Raw genomic sequence first — 23,973 nt, forward strand, 5'->3', positions numbered from 1 at the left:
TAGTGACTGTTGATCACTATCGGGTGACGATCCTGTGCAGAACGCAAGGGTAGGCCCGGGATCGCGGCCGCTGTCACCTCAGTGGCGGTCGAAATCGACCATAACTCACCAACGTGACAAGCCGACCTGGGTGAATTGCCAAGAGGGTGGAGTACCCACCTGCGATAACCGAGAAACCCTCCGAACGCAGGGTGTCTGGTGACCGAGCGTTCGGTCAGAGTCGGTGCCACCGGCGGGGCCACCCGGCCCCAACCCTGCATCCGGAGGTCCAACCACCATGCGAGCACGCCTTCTCGCGTTCGCCGCGGCCGGCGCCGCCACCCTGCTGGCCGGCGCCGCCCCCGCACTGGCCACACCCGCGGGTTTCGCCCCGCAGCACTCGAATCACGTGAAGCACCACTCGGTGGGCGGCACGTTCAACCAGGACGGCGGCAACTGGTCGGGCTGGGTGTCCCAGGGCAGCGGCTTCAGCTCGGTGAGCGCCAGCTGGACCGAGCCCGCGGTCACCTGCAACTCGTCCAACGACCTCTACGCCCCGTGGGTCGGCATCGACGGCTACGGCAGCCAGTCGGTCGAGCAGACCGGCGTGGCAACCGACTGCTCGTCGGGATCGCCCAACTACCAGGCCTGGTACGAGATGTACCCGGACTCACCGGTCTACTACGACAACCCCGTCCAGGCCGGCGACAACTTCACCGCCAGCGTGCAGCGCAGCGGCACCAACTACACGCTGACCATCACCGACAACACGGCGGGCTGGACCCAGCACGTCACCAAGTCCTACAACGGCGCGAACTCCTCGGCCGAGTTCATCCTCGAGTCGCCGACCGGGGCCTACCCGAACTTCGGCACGGTGACCTTCACCGGGGCGAAGGTCGACGGCTCCACGTACACCGGTGAGGGTGGCGTCGCCCTGGACGCCAGCAACAACTCCGGGTTCGAGGACCAGACCGGGCAGATCTCCAACGGCTCCTTCGACGTGAACTACGTCCAGGAGTGATCGAACCGGCGGGCGGCGCGTTCTCGACAGCGTTGTCGGCATCGCGCCGCTCGCCGGCAATTCGGACAGCAATCCCGTTCCACCGCACACCATCGGCCCGGTTCCGGGCTGTTGCCGGACGGGTGACTCGGCAACTCTTTCCGCGTGCGAAACCTGATCACACTCGGCGCGATCGCGGCGCTCGTCGCGACGACGACGTCGACCGGCACGGCGGGCGCGGCCACCGGCCGGCCGGCGCCGATTCCGCCGCACGTCTTCGCGCCCTACTTCCAGGCCTACCTACCCGGAGATCCGGCCGATTTCGCCGCCCGGTCCGGCGCGCGCTTCCAGAACCTGGCCTTTCTCGAGACCGACAAGCCCGGCTCGTGCCAGGTCTATCCGAACGGCGTGGCCAACGGCCCCGACTACGCCGACGCCGCGGCCAAGCTGAGCGCGTCCGGCGGGCAGCTGATCCCGTCCTTCGGCGGCGCCTACGCCGGCGACAACGGCATCGAGATCGCCGACAGCTGCACCGACGTCCATGCCATTGCGCTGGCTTATGAACAAGCCTTGGTCAAGTACAACGCGACCCAGCTCGACATGGACATCGAGGACGCGTCGCTGACCAACGCCGCGGGCATCGACCGCCGCAACAAGGCGCTGCGCGAGGCCGAGGACTGGGCCGCCGCGCAGGGCCGCCCGCTCAAGGTCGTCTACACCATGGGCACCGGCCCGACCGCGCCCAACGGCGACGCGGTGAAGATGCTGGTGAACGCCGTGGCCAACGGCACCCGGGTCGACGTGGTCAACATCATGACCTTCGACTACTACGACGGCAAGCAGCACGAGATGGCCACCGACGCCAGGTCGGCCGCCGCCGCGCTGGTGTCCACGCTGCACGGCTTGTGGCCGGACAAGTCGCCGTCGCAGCTGTGGGGCATGGTCGGCATCACCGCGATGATCGGACTCGACGACTACGGCTCCGGCGGCGAGACCGGGCCGGTGGAGGAGTTCACCCCGGCCGACGCCGTCGACATCACGGTGTGGGCCTGGCAGCACGGCATCGCCCTGCTGTCGTTCTGGGGCCTGCACCGGGACAACGGCAGCTGCCCCGGCCAGCACCTGGAGGCGTGCTCCGGCGTGCGGCAGCTGCCATGGGAGTACTCGACGATCATGGGAGCTTTCACCCATCGGTAGTTCCGATCGGTGACCGAAGCCGGTCGCGGGGCCTACAGGGCGGGTCCCGGGGCCGAAACGGGTCGTCCGGCGGCCGCACGTGGACGGTGGCCGCCGGGCGACCCCCTTTTTTGTCACACGCGGTCCGGATGTGCCTCAGGGAGGCAAGTATGACGCGTATGTGACAAAGGCCGATGGGTAGAAAGGGTTTTCTGCGCGTCGTTGAGCGGTCTTGGTGGCGTCGCTCGGGTTGGACCGCGGCCGGCCCGTAGAGCGCGAAATCGATCAGGCCGGCGGTCCTCGCGGTGGCAATCAGGCCGGCCGTCGGGCCTTCCGTGCCGGCGAACAGGGCCGGATCGGCCGTGAGTGCCGGGCCGACAGGTTCGGCCCCGTTCCGTTCATCATCGTGAACAGCGACAAAAATTCCGGTTCCTTGCTGAAACCGCCGCAATATTCGGTCGGAAAGCTGCCCTGAACGAAGCCGCGCTGCTGGTCGGACCAGCCGTGGCCTCGGGCGGCGAAGCAATCGCGGGCATGTCCTGATACGTGGCCTTGCCTACGCTGAAACCCATTTCATCCGCCCGGTCAGGGCCTTCCGTGTCACCGTTCCTCGACAATCGGACGGGGTCGAACGAATTGTGAACTCCTTCGTATAGTTTGACGGGCCTGAGGTCGTGTTCGCATGGGTTGATGAGGCAGGGCCGTGGAGTCGTCGTTCTGGTGGACTGTGCTGGGGCCGGTGCGCGGCCGGCGCGCGGGCCGCGAGGCGCGGCTGGGCTCGCCCCAGCGGCGTGCCCTGATGGCGCTGCTGCTGGCCCGGGCCGGCCAACCGCTGACGATGGCCGAGATCACCCGTGCGCTGTGGCGCTGCGATCCGCCGGAGCTCGCGGCCAACGTGGTGCAGGGGCACGTCGGTGCGATCCGGCGCATGCTGGAGCCCGAGCTGCCGCGCCGCGCGACCGGGCGTTGGCTGTTGCCGGCGCCGGGCGGCTATCGGCTGGCCATGACCGCGGAAACCCTTGACCTGCTTCAATTCCGTGAGCTGACGGCCGGTCGGCCGCCGCTGGGCAACCTGGTCGCGGCGCTGGCCCTGGCCACCGGCGAGATTGCCGAGGACGTGCCGGCCGAGGTTCGCTCACATCCCATTTTCACCGCGCTGGCCGAGGAGTACGACGGCGTGCTGCGAGCCGCCGCCGACCGCGCCCTGGCCGACGGCATGGCCGCCGTGGTGCTGCCGACGATCCGTGCCGCCGCCGGCCGCCGGCCGCTCGACGAGGAACTCCACGCGAGCCTGATGCTGTTGCTGCACGCCGACGGGCAGCAGGCCGCCGCCCTGGAGCTGTTCGGCGAGGTGCGGGATCGGCTGCGCCAGGAACTCGGCGTGCATCCCGGCCGACGGCTGCGTGAGGCGTACCGCCAGGTGCTGTCCGACCGGCCGGCCGAGACCACGCGGTTCGTCGGCCGCGAGGAGGAGCTGGCGGCGTTGCTGGCCCGGTTGCCGGAGCCGTTCGAGCCGGCGGCGGTGATCGCCGTGACCGGGCTGGCCGGCGTCGGAAAGACCAGCCTGGCCACGCACGCCGCGCAGCTGGCCGCCGACCGGTTCCCCGACGGCGTGCTGCACGTCGACCTGCGCGGCTTCGACCCGGACCACCCGGCGCTGACCACCGGCGAAGCGGTCCGCTCGCTGCTCGGCGTGCCGGACACGGGCGACCCGGCCGCGCTGTACCGCAGCTCGCTGTCCGGCCGGCGGATGCTCGTGGTGCTGGACAACGCCCGCGACGCCGAGCAGGCCCGTGAGCTGCTGCCCGGCTCCGACGGCTGCGCGGCCATCGTCACCAGCCGCGACGACCTGACCGGGCTGGTGGCGTTCAACGACGCGTACCCGATCCGGCTGGGCTTGCCGGCCACGACCGCGCCGATGACCGTGGACGTGCGGTCCTCGTTCGCCCGTTCCTACGAGGCGTTGACGCCGGCCGCCACCACCATGTTCCATGCGCTGGCGCTGCACCCGACCCGGGAGATCGAGCCGGTCGCGGCGGCCGCCATGGTCGGCGGCGAGCCGCGGCAGGCCCGGGGCCTGCTGACCGAGTTGACCTCGGCCCACCTGCTCGACGAGCACCGCCCCGGCCGCTTCAGCTGGCACAGCCTCGTGCACGACTACGGCGTGGAGATGGCCGCGTCGCGGCTGCCCGACGACGAGCGGGATCGCCTGCGCCGCCGCATGTTCGACCACTACCTGTTCAACAACCGGCAGTCCGGCGCGATCGCCCGGATGAAGCTGGCGCTGGTGCCGCCGGAGGAGCGCGTCATGCCGGCCTGCCCCGGCTACGAGGCCGAAAGCCGAATGCTGCGCACGTTGATGACGCAGGCCCTGGTCGAGGGGTACGGGGAGTACGTGTGGCGGTTCGCCGCCGTGATCGGCGACCACCTCGACCGGTCGGAGCTGTGGCCGGAGCTTCGGGCCGCCGGCGCGGCGGCGCTGGTCTGCGCCGAGCGGTCCGGGGATCCGCGACGGACGGCCGAGGCGATGCGCGGCCTGGCCCGCGTGCATGCCGGGCTACGCGACTACGGCACGGCGATCGACCTGATGACCGCGGCGATCCCGCTGTTCGCCGAGCTCGACGACCGCAAGTCGCTGGCCCGTCAACACCTCGGCTCGGCCTGGCTGCGAGCCACCGCCGGCCGACCGGCCGCCGCCGCGCTGCATGCCGACCAGACGCTGGCCATCAGCCGCCAGGACGCCGAGCCGGCCGATGTGGCCTCGGTGCTCAACGCCGTCGGCTGGTTCGCGGCGCGGCAGGGCCGGTACGAGGCGGCGGTCGGGCACTGCCGCGAGGCGTTGGGCCTGCTGTCCGGGCTGGGCCTGCGCCGGGCCGGCGCCGACACCTGGGACACCCTCGGTTTTGTCAACCAGCGGCTCGGACGGCACCGCGAGGCCCTGGCCAGCTACCGGCGCGCGCTGACGCTGCACCGCGAGTTCGGCGACCGGGCGGCCGAGGCGACGACGCTGCGCCGCATCGCGTCGGTCGCGCGGGTCCACGACGTGCCGGCCGCGCGCAAGGCGCTGGACGAGGCCGTGGCGATCCTGCGTGAGCTGGGCCATCCCGCCGTTCATCGAATGGTGCCCGCCGCTGACAGTCACTGTTGTTGACCGTCACCCGTCCGACCGTGTGGGATGATCACCACCGACGGCGACGGGACGGGAGGCACGGTGGGCACGAGGACCGAGCGCAACAAGACCAATCCCGACCTGGGCATACTGTCGGCCCGGCTGCTGTTCGGCATCCAGCAGGAGCTGTTCGGCACCTTGGCCGCGCAGGGCTTCGACGACCTCCAACCGCGGCATGGTGCCGTGCTGGCCTACCTTGACGTGGACGGCGTGCGGGCCACCGACCTTTCCCGGCTGTCCGGCCAGCACAAGCAGGTCATCGGCACCATCATCGACGAGTTGGAAGCGCTGGGCTACGTGCACCGCCAGCCCGACCCGGCCGACCGGCGGGCCAAGCTGGTGTGCCCCACCGAGCGCGGGCTGGCCCAGCAGCGGGCGGCCGACAAGATCATGACCGCCATCCAGGACCGGCACGCCCGCCGCCTCGGTCGCGAGGCCTACGCCCAGTTCAAGTCGGCCTTCATCGACGTGACCGACCACCAGCGCCGCCGCCAAACCCCTGAACCCCCGCGAGTCCCGCCCAGCGTCACACCGAAAGCACGAAACGGATTCAGCATTTCGGTGTGACGGTAAGCGGGACTCGCGGGGGTTAGATCAGGTTGGTCTGGAGGGCGTGGGCGACGATGTGCGCGCGGTTGCGGGCGTGGTAGCGCTGCAACAGATCCCGCACCAACCGCTTCACGGTGTGGTTGGAGCAGTGCAGTTCCCGGGCGATCGTCGCGGTGTCGGCCCCGTCCGCCAACAGGTTCAGCAGCCGCACCTCACGTGAGTCCAGGCCGCGCGGGCGGGGGGACTGCCGGCGCAGATCGGACAGCAGCCGGTCCAGATGCATGGCCGCGGGCTCACCCCGCTCGGCGGCGACAACGTGCAGCATTGCCGCGATGCCTTGGGTTGTCGCGTCCCGCCGGGGCACCAACCGAACCGGTCCGGACGCCATCTCGGCCGCCAGCGGCTGGCCCAGCACCGTCTCCGTGACGACGAGAACCGCGGGCCTGCGGCGGGAATCGGCGGCGAACACCAGGTTCGAGGCGATCTCCTCGGTCAGGTCCATGGTCACCGCCAGCAGGGCGTCGGCCTGCTCCGGCGCGGTCGCGGCGTGGCGCAGCCGCGCCCCGGCGGCGGCGATCCCCTCCGCGGCCAGGACATCGTCCCCGAACATCGAGAAACACACCGTCGGCACGGCCTGCAGTGCGGTGTCCATCGCGCCCTCACCAGTCCTTCCCAGCGAACGCCATCGACGCTAGCCGCCGGAACTGACGAACGAGTGACCGTGGTGCGCCGGGCGGATCGGATCGCCTACCCGTTGGTAGTGCGCACTGTTGCGTGCCGTCGCGGCTGTGGCCTGATCGGTGTCAGGACACGGGAGGACGCCGATGGAGGCGGTCGAACAGCCGTCCGGTCTGGACGTGCTGCGCACGACGTCGTGCCCGCCGCTGCCGGCGGGCGGCGAACCGCGCTGGGTGTGTGTTGAGGAGGGCGACGTGGTCATCGCGACCGAACTGCGGCGTGCTCCGGCGATGGCCGGGCTGCTGGAAGCGGTGCTGGGCTTCGCCGTCCGCAGCACGCTCCGGCCCGGCGGCGACTTCGCCATGCTCGACCTGCGGGTCAGCTACGTGCGCCCGGCGAGCCGGGCGCAGGGCGAGGTCTTCGCCCGCGGCTGGGTCCGCGAGTCCTGCCACCAGGTCCGGTTCGCCGAGGCCGACGTCTGCGACGCGGCCGGCGACGTGCTGGCCACCGCGTCGACCACCTGCCTCGTGGTGTCCCCTGAGGAGAGGACCCGATGAACACCATCCCGTTGCGCCGGCCCGCGCACTGCCCGTTCGACCCGCCGGCCGAGTTCGCCCGGCTGCGCCGCGACGAGCCCGTCTCACTGGTCGTGACCCCGGCCGGCACGCAGGCCTGGCTGGTCACCCGGCACGAGGACGCCCGTGCCGTGCTCGCCGACCCGCGGTTCACCGCCCGCGGCCCGCTCGAGACCCGCGGCGTGATCGACGTCGACGGGCCCGAGCACCGGCGGCTGCGCCAACTGCTGATCCCCGAGCTGACCATCCGCCGGGCCGAGGGCTGGCGGCTGCGCGTGCGCAAGGCGGCCGAGGAGCGTTCCGCCGCCCTGGAGTCGCCGGCCGACCTCGTCGCCGACTACGCCCGGCCGCTGACCGGACGCGTGCTCGGCGAGCTGATCGGCCTGCCGGAGGGCTTCCCGGTCGGGCTGGAGGCGGCGCTGCTGCGGCCGATGCTGACCGACGTCGTCGACCAGCGCCGCCGCGAGCCCACCACCGACCTGATCTCGGGTCTGCTGCGGCAGGCGGCCGTGATGGCGCAGCCGCCGTCCACCGCGGAGATGGTCACCCTCGCGATGACCGTGCTGAACGCCGGCTACGAGACCTCGGTCGGCATGCTGACGCTCAGCGCGCTGGTGCTGATGGACGATCCGCAGCGGGTGGAGTCGCTGACCGAGGGCGAGGTCGCCGTGTCGGTGGCCGTCGAGGAGCTGCTGCGCTACCTGTCCGTGGTCCAGCAGGGCCTGCCGCGCTACGCCACCGAGGACGTGCGGATCGGCGAGCACCTGGTGCGCCGGGGGGAGTGCGTGATCGTGTCGATCAGCTCGGCCAACCGCGACCCGTCGGTGTTCCACCACCCGGACGAGCTGCGCCTGGTGCGGCCGACGTCGCGAGCACACCTCGCTTTCGGTTACGGACCGCACCAGTGCCTCGGCAGTCAGCTGGCCCGTGTGCTCGTGCAGGAGGGCCTGGCCACGTTGTTCGGCCTGCGACCGCAGCTGCGGCTGGCCAAGCCGCGGGCCGAGCTGGTGTTCACGGACCGGTCGCCGGTGCACGGAGTGCGGTCGCTGCCGGTGATGTGGTGAGGATGGTCAGCGTCGCTGACTGTCCCGTCTCATGACTGTCGTAGAATCCCGGGGGTGTTGACGTTCACGGTGTTCGGCCAGGTGACGGCCGCCCGGGACGGCCACCCCGTTGACCTGGGGCCGCCGCAGCAGCGCGCGGTGCTGGCCCTGCTGCTGGCCAAGGCGGGCAAGCCGGCCGGCCAGTCCGAGCTGATCGACCTGGTCTGGGGCGAACAGGCCCCGGCCAGTGCGGCCAACCTGGTGCACCGCTATGTCGGTGCCCTGCGGCGGGTGCTCGAACCCGGGCTGACGGCACGCAGCCAGGGTGAGCTGCTGAGCCGGCAGGCCGGCGGCTACGAGCTGCTGGTCGATCCGGACGCGTGCGACCTGTCCCGGTTCCGTGCGCTGGTCGCCAAAGCCGGCATGGCCGACGGCCTCGACGAGTACGTCGCCGCGTTGGACCTGGTCCGGGGCCGCTGTGCCGCCGAAGTCGGCCGCCCGCATCCCGTCTTCGCCGAGGTCGACCACGAGATCGCCGACGTCGCGCGGGCCGCCGCCGACCGGGCGTTGACCCTCGGCACGCCCGAGGTCGTGCACGACGCCGTACGCCGGATCGCCTGTTGGCTGCCGTTGGACGAGGCGTTGCACGTACGGCTGATGAAGCTGCTGGTGGCGATGGGTCGGCCCGGTGTGGCCGAGGACGTCTACCGGGACATCGCGCTGCGGCTCGTCGACCAGCTCGGCATCGACCCCGGCAAGGAGCTGCGGGCCGCGTTGCGCCTGGCCGACGTTCGCTCCGCCGTGCTCCGGCCGGCCCAGCTGCCGGCCGACGTGCGGTCCTTCGCCGGCCGTGATCGTGAGCTGGCCGAGCTCGACCGACTTGCCGACCTGCCCGTGGACATCTTGTCCCTGGACGGCATGCCTGGCGCCGGCAAGTCCACGTTGGCCGTGCATTGGGCGCATCGGCGCAAGCTCCGCTTTCGCGACGGGCAGCTGTACGTGAACCTGCACCACGGCGGTCCCGACAGCGGCGTGCCGATGCTGCGGTCCTTCTTGCGGGCGCTCGGTCTGCCGGGCGAGGAGGTGCCGGAATCGTATGACGAGCTGTCGGCCGAGTACCGACGGATGACCGCCGGCAAGCAGCTGCTGGTCGTGGTGGACGGCGCTTGCACCGTCGAGCAGGTCCGTGGACTCGTGCCGGCGCAGGCCGGTTCGCTCGTGTTGTTGACGCTCAAGCGCCGGCTGCCGGAACTGTCCGAGGTCGGCAAGGTAGGGGTGGTATCCGTCGGCATGCTGGACCCCGGCCAGTCCCGGGAACTGTTGGTGCGGCGGCTCGGCGCCGCCCGGGTCGACGCGGAACCCGCTGCCGCCGATCAGATCGTGCAGGCCTGTGGCGGATTGCCGTTGGCGTTGTCGCTGGTTGCCGCGCGGCTGTTGATGAATCCCGGTTTCACGCTCGCCGCCGTGGTCGAGGACCTGACCAGCGTGTTCGGCGGCGGCGGTCTGCGCACCGTGTTCTCGTGGTCGTACGAGCGGCTCGGTCCCACCGCCGCCCGCTTGTTCCGCTTGCTCAGCCTGCACCCCTTGGACGGTTTCTCCGCCCCCGTCACCGCCCGGCTGCTCGACGTCGACGCCCCGACCGCCGAGGCCGCGCTGGCCGAGCTCGTCGAGTCGTGGCTGGTCGACGAGCCGCGCCCCGGCCGCTACCAGGCGCATGAGCTCGTGATGGCCTACGCCGACGACCTCTGCCGTGAGCTCGACTCCGACGACGACCGTGCCGGGGCGCGGGCGCGCATGGTCGAGCACTACGTGCAGGGCGCGCAGTGGGCGCACGACAGCCTCGCCGCCGACCGTAACGAGCGGGAGGCCGTCGCTTGGTACACGCGGGAGTACGAGGTCGTCGAGACGCTCATTCGTGAGGTCGACGAGCCGTGGCGGCTCACCATTCCCATGCAGCGCTTCTACCTGCGGCGGGGGCTGTTGCAGGATTGGGAGGACAGCGTTCGCTACAGCTTGGCCAAGGCCGTCGAGCCCGGCCCTCGGGCACGGCTCCTGATGGGCCTCGCCGGCGTCGCCCAGTGCACCGGCCGTTTCGACGAATCCGTGACCCTGTACCGGGAATCCCTCATCGTCGGCAAGGACGTCGACGACCCTCGCCGGGTCGTGATCACCCTCATCGGCCTCGCCGGCGTCGAGGAATCCCGCGGCGACCGCAAGACCGCCGGCGTGGTGATCGCCGAGGCCATGCAGATCATGGAGACCCGCCTCGGCGTCGGCGGCGGCCCCATCTCCGAGGACACCCGCACCCTGCTGCGTTACCTGCTCGACGCGGGGGCGGAGATCGGCCTGTTCGAGAGCGAGGTCGTTCGCGCCCGGCTGTCAGCGGCGTTGGACTAGCTCGCGGCCCGGTTGGAGCGTCAGTAAGGGCCCTTCCTGACGTTCAACGTCAGTATCGGTCCCTTGATCTTGGCGGTGAGGCGGTTGACAGCTGCCTGGGCGGAAACCGCGGACTAGATGGCGCCGATGCGCAGGGCGTAGGCGACGGCGTGGGCGCGGTTCTGGAGGTTGTGGCGGCTCAACAGGTCCTTGAGGATGCGCTTGATCGTGTGCTCCGAATACTTGAGCTCACGGGCGATGTCGGCGTTCTCGGCGCCCTGCGCGACCAGTCGGAGCACCTCGACCTCGCGGGCGTCGAGGCCGGCGACGCCGTAGCCGGTGGTGGTGATCAACACCTGGTCGATGTGGCGCAGGTGGTCGACCAGGAGGCGGGCGACGGACGGGGAGCACGGAGCGGCCCTCGGCGGTGGTGACGAGGGCCTTGGTGATGGTGGCCAGGTCAGTGGATCGCCGTGGCAAGAAGCTGACGACGCCGGCGTGCAGGCTGCGCAGCAGCTGCCGGCCGCCGAGACGGTCGGCGACCAACAACACGGGGGCGGTGGTGTTGGCGGTGATGTCGGCCAACAGCTCGTCGGTGACCTCGTTGGTGATGGCCAACAGCACCTCGCCGGGCCCGGCGGCGTCGATGAGGCGGAGCCGGGGGTGGGCGGCGATCGCCTGGGCCACCGCGTCCCGCGTGAGCGCGTCCTGGACGGCCAAGCGCACCGGGAAGACCGGCTCGGTACGCGGACCGATCGTGGACACGGTCGCGAGTGCGGTGTTCATGCGGCAAACGGTAGGACCGTTCACTGACGAACGAGTGACCGTCGCGGGGTTGTCGGCCAGTGCGCACAGAACTGTCACACAAGCCGGCGAGTGTGGAGAGTACCGACTCCTGGGGGTGCTCGTTGTTCGCTCGTCCGTTGTTCGCCGTGGTCACGGCCGCGCTGCTGGTGTCGGCGTGCGGGACCAGTGCCGCGGCGCCGCTGGGCGACGCCGACGGCGTGATCGCGGACAGCGTCAGCCCGTTCGACACGGCCAAGGCGGCGATCCACAACCTCGATCCGGCGCTGCTGGCGGCCGTGCAACAGGCGGCGAAGGACGCGCGGCAGCACGGCATCGACGTGAAGATCACCTCCGGCTGGCGCAGCAAGGCCTACCAACAGCAGCTGCTGGACGACGCGGTGCACAAGTACGGCACGCTCGAGGCCGCGCGGCAGTACGTGAACACGCCGGACAGGTCGACCCATGTCACGGGCAAGGCCGTGGACATCGGGCCGACCGACGCGGACGACTGGGTGAACCGACATGGCACCGACTACGGGCTGTGCCAGGCCTACGCCAACGAGATGTGGCACTTCGAGCTGCTGACCACGCCGGGCGGCCGGTGCCCGGCGCAGCGGCCGGACGCCGCCGGCTGATCAGTCCACTGTGGACGGATCAGCGGCGGCGCCACCACAGGTGCCACACGGCGAGCGCGGGGAAGCCGACGGCTAAGACCGAGCCGATCGCGACCGTGGCCGGCGAGCCGATGCCCGCGCCGGACACCGCGATCACGATGCCGCTGGCGTGCATGGCCAGGCTGCCGCTGATCAGCGCCGCCGTCGAGCCGGGCGTCAGCGGCCGCAGCTCGGCCAGCCGGGACAGCTTGGGGTCGGTCTCCGTCAACAGTCGTTCGATCTCCGCGAGCGATCGCAGCTCGTCGTCACGCAGCGTCATGGCTCCCCCTGCCGGTTGACCGACTGACGCTCTCTATTATTCCAGCCCGAGGCTGCTCTGTCGAACATGTTTTCGAGTCTGCTCCGTCGTACCTGTGAACGAACGTGTCTTGACGGTGATCGGCAGCCATCGCTATGGTCTGAACCACATTTTCGTCTCTTTCGTCCCGCTCCCCGCCCCCCTTGGCGCTCGCGACGCCAGTTCCGGGGCAACCCTGCAAGGAGTCGGCATGAATCTGAACAAAAGGCTGGTCGCTGCCCTCGTGGGCGCGATCGCGGCGCCCCTGATCGTCGTGATCGGCCCGGCGGCAATCGCCAGCGCCCACGGATACGTCAACGCACCGGCCAGTAGGCAGGCGCAGTGCGCCGCCGGCACGGTGAGCTGCGGCGACATCAAGTACGAGCCGCAGAGTGTGGAGGGCCCCAAGGGTTTGCGCAGCTGCAACGGCGGCGTTGCCCGGTTCGCGGAGCTCAACGACAACAAGAAACCGTGGCAGGCGGCCGGTGTCGGCCAGACGGTGACCTTCAACTGGACGTTCACCGCGCGGCATCGCACCGCCAGCTACCAGTACTTCATCGGCAACACCAAGATCGCCGAGATCAACGGCAACAACCAGCAGCCGCCGGCGACGGTGTCCCACAAGGTCAGCATGGGCGGCCGCACCGGCCGGATCACCGTGCTCGCCGTCTGGAACATCGGTGACACGGCCAACGCGTTCTACAGCTGTATCGACCTGAACGTCGGCAAGAGCTAGCTTTACCGGCGGCCCGTCCGTCCGAAATGGACGGACGGGCCGTCACTGCCGGCCGAGATAGAGCTCGACACCGTCCAGAATGCGTTCCAGGCCGAATTCCAGGCCCTGGTCGCGGGTTCCGTGCTGCTCGGCCGACGCCAGCGCCTCGGCCACGTGCGGGAACCGGTCCGCGTGCGTGGCCAGCACCTTGGCCCAGCCCTGGGCGATCTCCTCTTCCGAGGTGCTCGCCGTCTGCTCGACCAGTGAGCGGATCTGACCGGTCAGCACCACGATCACGTCCATCATCTGGCCGCCGTTCATCGGCTGCCCGGCCAGCGCCGCCAGCGCTTCCTCGACCCAGGCCAGCTCGTTCGGGCCGGTCACGCGTCGGCCGACGGTCGCGCTCAAAGCCCACGGGTGCGCGCTCATCCGCTCGTACATGGCGAGCGTCCACGTCCTCAGCCGCGGCCGCCAGCCGCCCTCGATCTCCTTGAGCTCCGGCGGTTCCCCCATCGCCGTGTCCACCATCAGGGCGACGAGCTCGTCCTTGCCCGGCACATAGCGGTACGTGGCCATCTTGGTCACGCCCAGCGCCTCGGCGACGCGCTGCATGGTGACCGCGGCCAGGCCTTCCCGGTCGGCCAGCTCGATGCCCGCGCGGGCCAGGTCGCTCACCGTCAGCGTCGGCCTCGGCCCCCGTCGGGGCGCGCTCCGCTCGCCCCACAGCACCTCGAACGCGTCCATCGCCACTCCCGTCTGTGCGGTGTCAGCTTCTCAGTCCGTCCTCCGTGACCGCCTCTTGCCATGGCGCAAAACTGTGTCTACCGTACACTGTGTCGCAGGGACACAATTAACGGAGGCGATCATGCGGGTGTTGGTGTCGGGGGCGGGCGTTGCCGGGCCGGCGGTGGCGACGGCGTTGGGGCGGCACGGGATCGAGGTCACCGTGGTCGAGGCGGCGGCCAAGCTGCGGACCAGCGGCTTCGCCGTGGACTTCCGAGGCGAGACGCACATGAAGGTGCTGCGGGCCCTCGGCGTGCTGGACGAGCTGAAAGCGGTCCAGACGCACGGCGGCGCGATGGAGGCCGTCGACGAGCACGGCCGGCGCATCTTCCGGCTGCCGGAGGAGTTCGCCGGCGGCGAGATCGAGGTCCGGCGCAGCGACCTGTCGAGAATCCTGTACGAGCGCAGCCTGACCCACGCGGACTACCTCTTCGGCGACACGATCACCGCTCTGACCGAGACGGCCGACGGGGTGCGGGCGGACTTCGCCCGGGCCGAGTCGCGGACGGTCGACCTGGTGATCGGCGCGGACGGCCTGCACTCGGGCGTGCGGCGGCTGGCCTTCGGACCGGAACGGGACCACGTCAAGCACCTGGGCTACTACATCGCGGGCTGGGACCTGGCCAACGGCCGCGGCTACGGCACCACGCAGACCTCGTACAACATCCCGGGGCGGATGGCCGCCGTGAACGCGGACTTCCGTGACCCGAGCAGGGCCGGGGCGCTGTTCGTGTTCGCCGGCCCGCGGGCGGACGTGGACTGGCGCGACCTGGACCGGCAGAAGCGGATGATCGGCGAGGCGTTCGCCGGAATGCGTTGGCACGTCCCGTATCTGCTGGACACGCTGCGCGACGTGGACGAGATGTACTTCGACTCGATCAGCCGGGTCCACGCGCTGCGGTGGACGCAGGGCCGAGTCGCGCTGCTCGGTGACGCGGCGTGGGGCGTCACGCTCGGTGGCATGGGCGTCGGTACCGGCATCGTCGGTGCGTACGTGCTGGCCGGCGAGTTGGCCCAGGCGCGCGGCGATCACCAGGCGGCGCTGGCGGCGTACGAGCGGCGGATGCGCGGCTACGCCGGCCGGTGGCAGAAGGGTGCGAGCCCGGGTCAGTTCCTGGCGCCGTCCAACGCCGCGCTGTTGTGGCTGCGCAACGCCATGTTCAGCACCAAGACCGTGCAGAAGATGATGGTCGCCGGCACCACCAGGCTGGCCAGTGACGTGGAGCTGCCGGACTACGCGGTGGCCTGAGCCGTCCTTGACGGTCGCCGCGCGGGACGGCTACTCTGCCGACAATAGGAAGGTAACTTTCCTAACTGCCGATGTGAGGCGGCCTCGGCCGTCGAACCGGAAATCACTGCCGCCACAGGGGTTTCTACTCGAGCGAAGCATCTTCGCGGAGGGAATCCTGATGGCCGCTCCCGTTGTCGGACCCGCCTGTGGCGCGCCGTCCAGACCGGTCTGCTGATCACCTCCACCGCTCGCTCGCGTTGACTCCGCCGCGGTACCCCCTGCCCATCCCTGTGGAGGAAGTCCATGATCAGAAGACTGCTGGTCGCCCTGTTCGCGGTCCTGCTCGGCACGTCGCTGGCGGCCGCGTCGTACGCGTCCACCGCGCCGCGGCCGAACACCGTCACCGTACCGGCGGCCACGCCGAAGTCGGACGACGGCAATCCCACCGCGGCCCAGCTGCTGGCCAAGACCGCGCACTGCAACCAGGTCTCGCACGGGACCTACTCGGACAAGAACGGCGGCCAGACCCCGATCTGCGGTACCGCAAGCGCGTACTTCTGGACCTCCGGCATGGCCATCGACTGCGACGGCCAGCGCACCAGCCAGTGCAACGAGCAGACCGACTGCTGCTTCTACAACGACACGTCGTTCCACCAGTCCGACGGCAAGCCGTTCAACGCCGCCCAGGTGCCCTACGTTGTCATCCCGCTGCCCAGCTCCCGGTGGAACTACGAGACCGCCGGCATCAAGGGCGGTGACGTGCTTGCCGTGATCTACAAGGGACACGTCGAATACGCCGTGTTCGGCGACGAGGGTCCGGACGACTCCATCGGCGAGGCCTCCTACGCCACCGCCAAGGCGCTCGGCATCGACCCCGACCCGTCCAACGGCGGCACCTCGGACAAGGTCACCTATATCGTGTTCAAGAACTCCAAGGTCTCGCCCATCGAGAACCACGGCAGCGCCGTGACCCAGGGCCGAAAGTTCGCCCAGCAGTTCGTGAACGGCAGCTGACAAACCAGCAGTAGCAAGAGAAATCGCGGTGGCGGTCCCCGAAGGGGCCGCCACCTCCTTACTGTGCCAGGAAATCATCGACGAGTGCGTCGGTGAATGAGCGGTCGACGGGCTCGCCGGTGACGAGCACGCGGTAGTGGATGACGGCGATCAACCGCTGCGCGGCGGCGTCGATGTCCACATCGGACGGAAGTTCGCCACGGGCGATGGCGCGCTCGAACGGGAGGCGGTCGCGCACGCGCTGATCGGCGAGGTGGGTGGAGCGCAGGCGGTCGGCCAGGACCGGATCGTGCTGGGCCTGGCCGACCAGGGCGCGGTAGACGGCGCCGGCGTCGGACGTGGTGAGGAAGGACGCGACGGTGGCCAGATGGGCCCGCAGGTCGGCGTCCAGCGAGCCGAGGTCGGCGGGTGTGAGGTCCCGGGCCTGGTCGGGGCCGTAGGCGTCCAGCAGGATGTCCACTTTGGACGGCCACCAGCGGTAGATGGTCTGCTTGGCCACGCCGGCCTTGGCGGCGATCTTCTCGATGGTCAGCCCGGCGAAGCCGTGCTCGACGAGCAGGTCGTCGGCGGCGTGCAGGACGGCGGTCCGCGCCTGCTCGCTGCGGCCGTAGCGGTTGCCGTGATGATCGGAGCCCACGGGGGCACAGCCTAGCGAGGGATAGACAAGACGCAACGTTGCGTCTACGCTAGCCGAGCCTCGACACCGCCCGATCCGGGCCGACCTGTCCGATGATGTGATGATTCTCGACGTCTGAGGCGACGCGAGAGGGGAGTGTCCACATGTGCGCCACCTGCGGCGTGCCAACGCATGTCCCGGCGCCGCCGGCCCGCAAGTTCGCGGCGCTGCGCAACGCCGACTGCCGCACCTACCTGATCGGCGCGGCGCTGGCCATGATGGCCGACAACATCGAGCACGTCATCACCTACTGGGTGCTCTGGGAGAAGTTCCACTCGCCCGCGCTGACCGGCTTCGAGGTGATCAGCCACTGGGTGCCGTTCCTGCTCGGCTCGGTCTACTTCGGCGGCCTGGCCGACCGGCACGACTGCCGCCGGGTGATCCAGGCGGCGCAGGTGCTGTTCATGGCGGTTTCCGTGGCCTGGGGCGTCCTGTTCCTCACCGGCACGCTCGAGGTGTGGGAGGCGTGCCTGCTGCTCGTGCTGCACGGTTGCGCCGGCGCCATCTGGGGCCCGGGGGAGCAGCTGATGCTGCACGACTTCGTCGGCGACAAGGAGCTGCCCAGCGCGGTCCGGCTCAACGCCACGTTCCGCAGCCTGGGCATCCTGTTCGGGCCGGTGGTCGGCTCGGCGCTGCTGCTGGGCCTCGGCCCGGAGGCCGGCATCTTCGTGAACGTGCTGTTCTACCTGCCGCTGACGCTGTTCCTGTTCCGTACCAAGGTGACCGGCCACAGCCGGGACGGCGGCGTGCCGCGCACCCGGATGGGCCTGATGGACTCGGTCCGGGTGTTCAAGGAGGTGCGTTCCGACCCGACCATCGTCAGCATGATCATCCTGGGCGGCCTCGGCGCGTTCTTCGTCGGCGCGTCCTTGCAGACGTCGATGCCGATTTATGCCCAGGACCTGGGCGCGGGTGCGGCCGGCACGGCCTACGGCGTGCTCCTGTTCGCCAACGGTGCCGGCGGCGTGATCGGCGGCATCCTGCTCGAAGCCACCGGACGCATCAAACCGAGCGTCAGGGCCGCCGTGATCAGCACCGGTATCTACGGCTTGACCAGCCTGTTCTTCGCCGTCACGACCAGTTGGGCGCTGGCCGTGGTCGCCCTGTTGATCGGCGGTGTGGCCAATCTGGCCTCGATGTCCATCGGCCAGACGGTCGTGCAGCTGCGGGCCAATCCGGCCGACCGCGGCCGCGTGATCGGCGTGTACGGCGTCGCCGCCAACGGCCTGCGCGCCGGGAGCGGCTTCACGGTGGGGCTGCTGGGCTCGGCGGTCGGCGTGCACTGGTCGCTGGGGATGTCGGCGACCGCGCTGACGCTCGGCACCGGCGTGGCCGGCTGGCACGCGCTGCGCCGGCGCTAGTGCGATTTCCGGAATTCGCAAGGTGTATTTCCGGAAGTGGGGGATATCCCGGAATGACCTTCGCTACACCCGTTCGGCGAACTGTATCGAGAACTGAACCGATGCGGTTCGCGAACGGGTGTTAGCGGGGCCACGACCGATTGCGGGGTGCGTTGTCCGGCCCAACACTGGACGGTCTGTCGCCCACGTCGAGGAGCCCCGAAATGCCCAAGTTCGTGTACGCCTTCGCCGAAGCCAACAAGGACATGAAGGACCTGCTGGGCGGCAAGGGGGCGAACCTGGGCGAGATGACGCGGCTCGGCCTTCCGGTGCCGCCGGGCTTCACCATCACCACCGAGGCCTGCCTGGCCTACCTGGCCGACCGCGACTTCCCGGCCGGGCTGTCCGACGAGGTGTCCGAGCAGCTGGCCGCGCTAGAGAAATCGATGGGCAAGACCCTTGGCGACGCGGCCGATCCACTGCTCGTATCGGTGCGCAGCGGGGCCAAGTTCTCGATGCCGGGCATGATGGAAACGGTACTGAACGTGGGGCTGAACGACGAGTCCGTGCACGGACTGGTCAGCCAGTCCGGTGACGAGCGGTTCGCGTTCGACTCGTACCGGCGGCTCATCCAGATGTTCGGCAAGACCGTGCTCGGTATCGACGGCGAGCACTTCGAGGACGCCATCGACGAGGCCAAGCGGGTCAAGGGCGTGACGAACGACCTCGACCTGGACGCCGAGGACCTCAAGCAGCTGGTCGAGGTGTTCAAGAAGGTCGTGCTCGAGCACGCCGGCCGGCCGTTCCCGCAGCCGCCCCGCGAGCAGATGGACCTGGCCGTGCGGGCGGTGTTCGACTCGTGGAACACGCCGCGCGCGGTCATCTACCGCCGCCAGGAGCGCATCCCGTCCGACCTGGGCACCGCGGTCAACATCGTGGCGATGGTCTTCGGCAACCTGGGCATGGACTCCGGCACCGGCGTGGCCTTCACCCGCGACCCGGCCAGCGGGGCGCAGGGCATCTACGGCGACTACCTCCAGAACGCGCAGGGCGAGGACGTGGTGGCCGGCATCCGCAACACGGTGCCGCTGCGTGACCTCGAGCAGATCGACAAGCGGGTCTACGACGAGCTGCTGCGGATCATGCAGACCCTGGAGGAGCACTACCGGGACCTGTGCGACATCGAGTTCACCGTCGAGCGCGGCAAGCTCTGGATGCTCCAGACCCGTGTCGGCAAGCGCACCGCGGCGGCGGCCTTCCGCATCGCCACCCAGCTGGTCGACCAGGGCCTGATCGACATGAACGAGGCGCTCAACCGGGTCACCGGCGCGCAGCTGGCCCAGCTGATGTTCCCGCGTTTCGACGAGAAGGCCTCGGGACGGCGCAAGATTGCGCAGGGCATGAACGCCTCGCCCGGCGCGGCGGTCGGCAAGGTCGTGTTCGACTCGTACACCGCGGTCAAGTGGTCGCGCTCCGGCGAGAAGGTCATCCTGGTGCGGCGCGAGACCAACCCGGACGACCTGAACGGCATGATCGCCGCCTCCGGCATCCTGACCAGCCGCGGCGGCAAGACCTCGCACGCGGCCGTCGTGGCCCGCGGCATGGGCAAGACCTGTGTCTGCGGCGCCGAGGAACTGGACGTCAACACCAAGGAGCGCGTGTTCCGCGCGCCGCACGGCGTCACCGTGCACGAGGGCGACGTGATCTCCATCGACGGCGCGACCGGCGAAGTGTTCCTGGGCGAGGTGCCGGTCGTGGACTCCCCGGTGGTGCGGTACTTCGAGGGCGAGCTGGACCCGGAGGAGGCCGGCGACCTGGTCAAGGCCGTGCACCGGGTGATCGGCCACGCCGACGGCGTGCGGCGGATGGCCGTGCGCACCAACGCCGACACGCCCGAGGACGCCTTGCGGGCCCGTCGCTTCGGCGCGCAGGGCATCGGCCTGTGCCGTACCGAGCACATGTTCCTCGGCGAGCGGCGGTCGCTGGTCGAGCAGCTGATCCTGGCCGACACCGACGAAGAGCGCGAGCGGCAGCTGGGTGAGCTGCTTCCGTTGCAGCGTCAGGACTTCGTCGAGCTGCTGGAGGCGATGGACGGGCTGCCGGTGACCATCCGGCTGCTCGACCCGCCGCTGCACGAGTTCCTGCCCGACATCACCGAGCTGTCGGTGCGGGTCGCCGTGGCCGAGTCCCGTGGCGAGGCACGGGAGAACGACCTGCGGCTGTTGCAGGCCGTGCACAAGCTGCATGAGCAGAACCCGATGCTGGGCCTGCGCGGCGTGCGGCTCGGCGTGGTCATCCCCGGCCTGTTCCAGATGCAGGCCCGGGCCATCCTGGAGGCGGCCGCGCTGCGGATCAGGGCCGGGGCCGTGCCGCGGGTGGAGATCATGGTGCCGCTGGTGGCCAACGTGCAGGAGTTCGAGACGGTCAAGCAGGACATCATCCAGGTGGCCCGCGAGGTGCGGGAGGCCGAGTCGACGCACCTGGAGTTCCTCATCGGCACCATGATCGAGCTGCCGAGGGCCGCGCTGACCGCCGACCAGATCGCCGAGGCGGCCGAGTTCTTCTCCTTCGGCACCAACGACCTCACCCAGACCACCTGGGGCTTCTCCCGTGACGACGTGGAGGCCGCGTTCTTCTCGGCCTACCTGGAGCGCGGCATCTTCGGCATCAGCCCGTTCGAGTCGATCGACCGGGACGGCGTCGGCGAGCTGGTCCGGATCGCCGCGGAGAAGGGCCGGGCCCAGCGGTCGGGCCTCAAGCTGGGCGTGTGCGGCGAGCACGGTGGAGATCCGGACAGCGTGCACTTCTTCAACGAGGTCGGCCTGGACTACGTGTCCTGCTCGCCGTTCCGGGTGCCGGTAGCACGGTTGGAGGCCGGCCGGGCGACGTTGGCCGGACGCGCGCGCTGAACTGCTGTGTTTGTTGGCGCCGCCTTCGGCGTCGCGGCTCGGCCCCCGGGTAGCCGGTGCCTCGCCCTTGCTGGATTTCGACCGCCGCGTCGGCTTGAGTGGTCGGTTGCGTCGGTTGGCGGCGGCCGAAATCCAGCAACCGTGCGAAGCACCGGCGGGGCCTCGCGAAGCCAAGCACCGGCCGACATGACCGGAAGGCCAATCACCGGTGGTGCCAGCCGGCACGCCCAAAGGAATCTGTGGAGCTGGCGCGGCAGGACTGGTTGGGCAGCGCGGCCTTCGACCGTGGCGTGGGCGACAAGCTCGGTGAGGACTTCTGGGCTCGGCAGTGGGCCAACTTGCCGACGGGCACGGGAATTCCGTGCCGCGTTTCCACGTCACGTGGGGCACCGGGCCCGCGGTGATCGATCCGTTCGTGCGGCGCGTGCGTGCCGCCGCCGAGCGCGGCTTGGTGGAATTCCGCTTCCGGCACCGGGTTGACGAGGTCACCGTGTCCAACGGCGTGGTCGACGGCGTGCGGGGTGCCGTGCTGGAACCGAGTTCCGCCCCCGGGGCACGGCCAGTTCTCGGGTCGTGGTCGGGGATTTCGAGCTGCACGCCCAGGCCGTGCTGGTGGCGTCCGGCGGTATCGGGGCCAACCACGACCTGGTGCGCGCCAACTGGCCGGTGGATCGGCTCGGCCCTGTGCCGCGACGGATGTTGACCGGCGTACCGGCCCATGTGGACGGTCGTATGCTGGCGATCAGCGAGAAGGCCGGCGGCCGGATCGTCAACCATGACCGGATGTGGCACTACACCGAGGGCGTGCGGGACTGGGAGCCGATCTGGCCCAACCACGGCATCCGTATCCTGCCCGGGCCCTCTTCGCTGTGGTTCGATGCTCGCGGAAACCGTTTCGCCGCACCGGCTCTGCCCGGTTTCGACACCGTCGGCACGCTGCGGGCCATCGGGCAGACCGGCCACGACTACTCGTGGTTCGTGCTGAACGAGAAGATCATCGCCAAGGAGTTCGCGCTGTCCGGCTCCGAGCAGAACCCCGACCTGACCGGCAAGAACATCCTGGCCACGCTCGGACGCGTCTTCCACAAGGGTCCGCCGGAGCCGGTGCAGGCGTTCATGGACAAGGGTGCGGACTTCGTCGTCGCACGCAGCCTGCCGGAGTTGGTCGCCGGCATGAACCGCTTGGCCGGCAACAGTTTGCTCGATGTGGAGGTGCTGCGCCGGCAGATCGAGGCTCGGGACCGTGAGGTGACGAACGCGTTCACCAAGGACGCCCAGATGACCGCCATCCGCGGCGCTCGGCGTTACCTGGGCGACCGTTTCGTCCGCACCGCCTCGCCCGGCCGTCTTCTCGACCCGTCCGGCGGGCCGTTGATCGCCGTGCGGTTGAGCATCCTGACCCGCAAGACCTTGGGCGGTTTGCAGACCGACCTGACCGGTCAGGTCCTACGGGCCGACGGCACGCCTCTGCCGGGAATGTATGCGGCCGGCGAGGTTTCCGGCTTCGGCGGCGGGGGAGTGCACGGCTACCGGGCGTTGGAGGGCACGTTCCTCGGCGGCTGCATCTTCACCGGCCGCACCGCCGGACGTTCCCTAGCCGCGGCCCTTGGCTAGCACTCCAGCGGCGAGCGCCGCCACGACGAGGATCACGGCGGCGAGGAGCAGCGCGGGCCGATATCCGTTGTGCAGCAACGGGGCTGCGGCCAGCGGGCCGAGGATCTGGCCGACGGAGTAGCCGGCGGTGAGCAGCGCCACGGAGCGTGGGAAACGGAGCTCCGCGCCCGTGGCCAGGGCCAGGGTCGCGATGCCGATGAACGTGCCGCCGAACAGCACCGCCGCGATCAGCGCCCCGGCCGTGTCGTCCAGCAGCGCCGGCAACGCAACCCCGATCGCCTGCACCAGCAGCGCCACCACCAGCAGCCACGGCTTCACCCACCGCCGGCCCAGCCATGCCCACAGCGCCGCCGACGGAGTCGCCGCCAGGCCGACCAGCACCCACGCTCCGCTCCCCAACCATCCCGGCGAGGTCTGGTCGATGGCGGCGACGAGGAACGTGCCGGCGATGATGTAGCCGACACCTTCGAGGCTGTAGCTGGCGAAAAGTGCTGCGAATGAACGGGAACTGCCTCGCTTGACGTCTACAGTGGACTCACTTGACGGCTCCGGATGCATGGTCCACGCCCACGCGGCGAAGACGGCGGCCAGCAGCGCGGAACACCACCAGGCGGTCTGCCAATCGCCGATCGTACGGAGAACGAGCACCAACAGGCCGGACAACGCGATCCCGCCGCCGATGCCGCCCATCGCCCAACCGGGCAGGTGGGCGGGATGCTCACGGAGGTGGTGCAGCGCGGAGCCGACGGCGGCGACGAACGTGACGGCGCTGGCGAAGCCGGCGATCAAACGTAGTGCCAGCCAGAGGAAAACGCTGTGCGTCAACGGCATCGTGGCCAGCGTGAGCACGATGACGACCAACGACGCGCGGGCCACGGACGGCCGGCGGAACACGGGCAACGCGCCGGCCAAGGCCCCGATGAGGTAACCGACGTAGTTGGAGGTCGCCAGTGCGGCCCCGCCCTGCGCCGACAGCCCGGCCTGCGCGGTCATCAACGGCAGGATCGGTGTGTAGACGAACCGGCCGATGCCCATGCTGGCCGCCAACGCCGCGGCGGACCGGCCGACGTGCACCCAAGGTGGCCCGTAGCGGGCAATGGTCACCACTGGTTCAGCACGGGGTCGTTCGGGTGCGATTCGAGCTCGACGATCTCGGCCGACATCCACGGCCACAGCGGCAGCGTCCCGAGCACGTTGCCGCGCAGGTCGGCCTCGTCCTCGCCGCGCCAGATGCCGATGCTGCGCTTCTCGCCGGCCGGCCGCCAGATCCGGTACAGGCGCCCGGTGGCGGCCAGCTCCCTGGCACGGACCTTCTCCGCCGCGCGGCGGCGGTCGACCTCGGCCGGGTCGGTGCCGTCCGGAATGGTGGTGGTGATGGTCACGAGGAAGTCCTTCATGCCTTCATGGTG

General features: G+C 70.1%; 22 protein-coding genes and 1 pseudogene. 15 read left to right on the top strand and 8 right to left on the bottom strand.

Annotation, left to right across the window (positions count from 1 at the left end; translation table 11 throughout):
* Positions 1-277: 277 nt before the first annotated feature.
* The 5 genes from M3Q35_RS05815 (at position 278) to M3Q35_RS05835 (ending at position 5,891) form a co-directional block, all read left to right on the top strand.
* Positions 278-1,000, top strand: coding sequence for a G1 family glutamic endopeptidase (locus M3Q35_RS05815; protein WP_273940598.1), 723 nt, complete (start codon positions 278-280; stop codon positions 998-1,000).
* 144 nt (positions 1,001-1,144) lie between these two features.
* Positions 1,145-2,176 carry a glycoside hydrolase family 18 protein gene (locus tag M3Q35_RS05820; RefSeq protein ID WP_273940600.1) on the top strand — a complete coding sequence of 344 codons (1,032 nt, stop codon included), beginning with the start codon at positions 1,145-1,147 and terminating at the stop codon, positions 2,174-2,176.
* Between the two features lie 214 nt (positions 2,177-2,390).
* On the top strand, positions 2,391-2,630 hold the full coding sequence (locus tag M3Q35_RS05825) for a hypothetical protein (protein WP_273940601.1): 240 nt from the start codon (positions 2,391-2,393) through the stop codon (positions 2,628-2,630).
* A gap of 228 nt (positions 2,631-2,858) precedes the next feature.
* Complete coding sequence (locus tag M3Q35_RS05830) at positions 2,859-5,306, top strand: AfsR/SARP family transcriptional regulator (RefSeq protein ID WP_273940602.1); 2,448 nt, start codon at positions 2,859-2,861, stop codon at positions 5,304-5,306.
* A gap of 60 nt (positions 5,307-5,366) precedes the next feature.
* On the top strand, positions 5,367-5,891 hold the full coding sequence (locus M3Q35_RS05835) for a MarR family winged helix-turn-helix transcriptional regulator (RefSeq protein WP_273940603.1): 525 nt from the start codon (positions 5,367-5,369) through the stop codon (positions 5,889-5,891).
* Positions 5,892-5,913: 22 nt separating this feature from the next.
* On the opposite strand, the gene M3Q35_RS05840 is transcribed toward M3Q35_RS05835, so the two are convergent.
* Positions 5,914-6,525, bottom strand: a complete 612-nt coding sequence (locus M3Q35_RS05840) for a helix-turn-helix transcriptional regulator (protein WP_273940604.1) — start codon at positions 6,523-6,525, stop codon at positions 5,914-5,916.
* Positions 6,526-6,697: 172 nt separating this feature from the next.
* On the opposite strand from M3Q35_RS05840, the gene M3Q35_RS05845 reads away from it, so the two are divergent.
* From M3Q35_RS05845 to M3Q35_RS05855, 3 genes are read left to right on the top strand one after another with little or no spacing between them, the layout of a single operon-like run.
* Entirely contained in the window at positions 6,698-7,108 is a 411-nt protein-coding gene (locus tag M3Q35_RS05845; RefSeq protein ID WP_273940605.1) for a PaaI family thioesterase, read from the top strand.
* Complete coding sequence (locus M3Q35_RS05850) at positions 7,105-8,190, top strand: cytochrome P450 (protein WP_273940606.1); 1,086 nt, start codon at positions 7,105-7,107, stop codon at positions 8,188-8,190. Before M3Q35_RS05845 ends, M3Q35_RS05850 begins: the two co-directional genes overlap by 4 nt.
* 54 nt (positions 8,191-8,244) lie before the next feature.
* On the top strand, positions 8,245-10,566 hold the full coding sequence (locus tag M3Q35_RS05855) for an AfsR/SARP family transcriptional regulator (RefSeq protein ID WP_273940607.1): 2,322 nt from the start codon (positions 8,245-8,247) through the stop codon (positions 10,564-10,566).
* A gap of 113 nt (positions 10,567-10,679) precedes the next feature.
* On the opposite strand, the gene M3Q35_RS05860 is transcribed toward M3Q35_RS05855, so the two are convergent.
* Positions 10,680-10,844, bottom strand: coding sequence for a LuxR C-terminal-related transcriptional regulator (locus tag M3Q35_RS05860; protein WP_273940608.1), 165 nt, complete (start codon positions 10,842-10,844; stop codon positions 10,680-10,682).
* A complete protein-coding gene (locus tag M3Q35_RS05865) occupies positions 10,795-11,331 on the bottom strand; it encodes a hypothetical protein (RefSeq protein WP_273940609.1) in 537 nt (178 codons plus the stop codon). Before M3Q35_RS05865 ends, M3Q35_RS05860 begins: the two co-directional genes overlap by 50 nt.
* Positions 11,332-11,453: 122 nt before the next feature.
* Between M3Q35_RS05865 and M3Q35_RS05870 the strand changes: the two genes are divergently transcribed.
* On the top strand, positions 11,454-11,966 hold the full coding sequence (locus tag M3Q35_RS05870) for a M15 family metallopeptidase (protein WP_273940611.1): 513 nt from the start codon (positions 11,454-11,456) through the stop codon (positions 11,964-11,966).
* Between the two features lie 19 nt (positions 11,967-11,985).
* Here the strand turns inward: M3Q35_RS05870 and M3Q35_RS05875 are convergent, their stop codons facing one another.
* On the bottom strand, positions 11,986-12,264 hold the full coding sequence (locus M3Q35_RS05875; protein WP_273940612.1) for a DUF3040 domain-containing protein: 279 nt from the start codon (positions 12,262-12,264) through the stop codon (positions 11,986-11,988).
* Positions 12,265-12,493: 229 nt separating this feature from the next.
* On the opposite strand from M3Q35_RS05875, the gene M3Q35_RS05880 reads away from it, so the two are divergent.
* Positions 12,494-13,018 carry a lytic polysaccharide monooxygenase auxiliary activity family 9 protein gene (locus M3Q35_RS05880; protein WP_273940613.1) on the top strand — a complete coding sequence of 175 codons (525 nt, stop codon included), beginning with the start codon at positions 12,494-12,496 and terminating at the stop codon, positions 13,016-13,018.
* A 42-nt stretch (positions 13,019-13,060) separates the two neighbouring features.
* Here M3Q35_RS05880 and M3Q35_RS05885 read toward each other — a convergent pair whose 3' ends face one another.
* The gene (locus M3Q35_RS05885) at positions 13,061-13,741 is read right to left on the bottom strand and encodes a TetR/AcrR family transcriptional regulator (RefSeq protein WP_273940614.1); all 681 of its coding nucleotides are present in this window, start codon (positions 13,739-13,741) and stop codon (positions 13,061-13,063) included.
* Between the two features lie 121 nt (positions 13,742-13,862).
* On the opposite strand from M3Q35_RS05885, the gene M3Q35_RS05890 reads away from it, so the two are divergent.
* Together M3Q35_RS05890 and M3Q35_RS05895 are read left to right on the top strand one after the other, a co-directional pair.
* Positions 13,863-15,029, top strand: a complete 1,167-nt coding sequence (locus tag M3Q35_RS05890) for an FAD-dependent monooxygenase (protein WP_273940615.1) — start codon at positions 13,863-13,865, stop codon at positions 15,027-15,029.
* Between the two features lie 285 nt (positions 15,030-15,314).
* Complete coding sequence (locus M3Q35_RS05895; protein ID WP_273940616.1) at positions 15,315-16,025, top strand: glycoside hydrolase family 75 protein; 711 nt, start codon at positions 15,315-15,317, stop codon at positions 16,023-16,025.
* Positions 16,026-16,083: 58 nt separating this feature from the next.
* Here the strand turns inward: M3Q35_RS05895 and M3Q35_RS05900 are convergent, their stop codons facing one another.
* Positions 16,084-16,662 (bottom strand): TetR/AcrR family transcriptional regulator, encoded by a 579-nt coding sequence (locus M3Q35_RS05900; RefSeq protein ID WP_273940618.1) that lies wholly within the window; start codon positions 16,660-16,662, stop codon positions 16,084-16,086.
* Between the two features lie 143 nt (positions 16,663-16,805).
* On the opposite strand from M3Q35_RS05900, the gene M3Q35_RS05905 reads away from it, so the two are divergent.
* The 3 genes and pseudogenes from M3Q35_RS05905 to M3Q35_RS05915 form a co-directional block, all read left to right on the top strand.
* Positions 16,806-18,062 (top strand): MFS transporter, encoded by a 1,257-nt coding sequence (locus M3Q35_RS05905; protein WP_273940619.1) that lies wholly within the window; start codon positions 16,806-16,808, stop codon positions 18,060-18,062.
* Positions 18,063-18,265: 203 nt separating this feature from the next.
* Positions 18,266-20,950, top strand: a complete 2,685-nt coding sequence (ppdK, locus tag M3Q35_RS05910; RefSeq protein ID WP_273940620.1) for a pyruvate, phosphate dikinase — start codon at positions 18,266-18,268, stop codon at positions 20,948-20,950.
* Positions 20,951-21,180: 230 nt separating this feature from the next.
* Positions 21,181-22,564, top strand: a pseudogene (locus M3Q35_RS05915) (FAD-binding dehydrogenase); the annotation flags it as partial.
* Here M3Q35_RS05915 and M3Q35_RS05920 read toward each other — a convergent pair.
* Together M3Q35_RS05920 and M3Q35_RS05925 are read right to left on the bottom strand one after the other, a co-directional pair.
* Positions 22,544-23,671 (bottom strand): YbfB/YjiJ family MFS transporter, encoded by a 1,128-nt coding sequence (locus M3Q35_RS05920; protein WP_273940621.1) that lies wholly within the window; start codon positions 23,669-23,671, stop codon positions 22,544-22,546. The pseudogene M3Q35_RS05915 and the gene M3Q35_RS05920 sit on opposite strands and share 21 nt — an antisense overlap.
* A complete protein-coding gene (locus M3Q35_RS05925; RefSeq protein WP_273940622.1) occupies positions 23,665-23,961 on the bottom strand; it encodes a muconolactone Delta-isomerase family protein in 297 nt (98 codons plus the stop codon). The genes M3Q35_RS05920 and M3Q35_RS05925 overlap by 7 nt, the downstream gene beginning before the upstream one ends.
* Between the last annotated feature and the right edge of the window lie 12 nt (positions 23,962-23,973).

This window comes from Kutzneria chonburiensis, assembly GCF_028622115.1.
Classification (GTDB): Bacteria; Actinomycetota; Actinomycetes; order Mycobacteriales; family Pseudonocardiaceae; genus Kutzneria; species Kutzneria chonburiensis.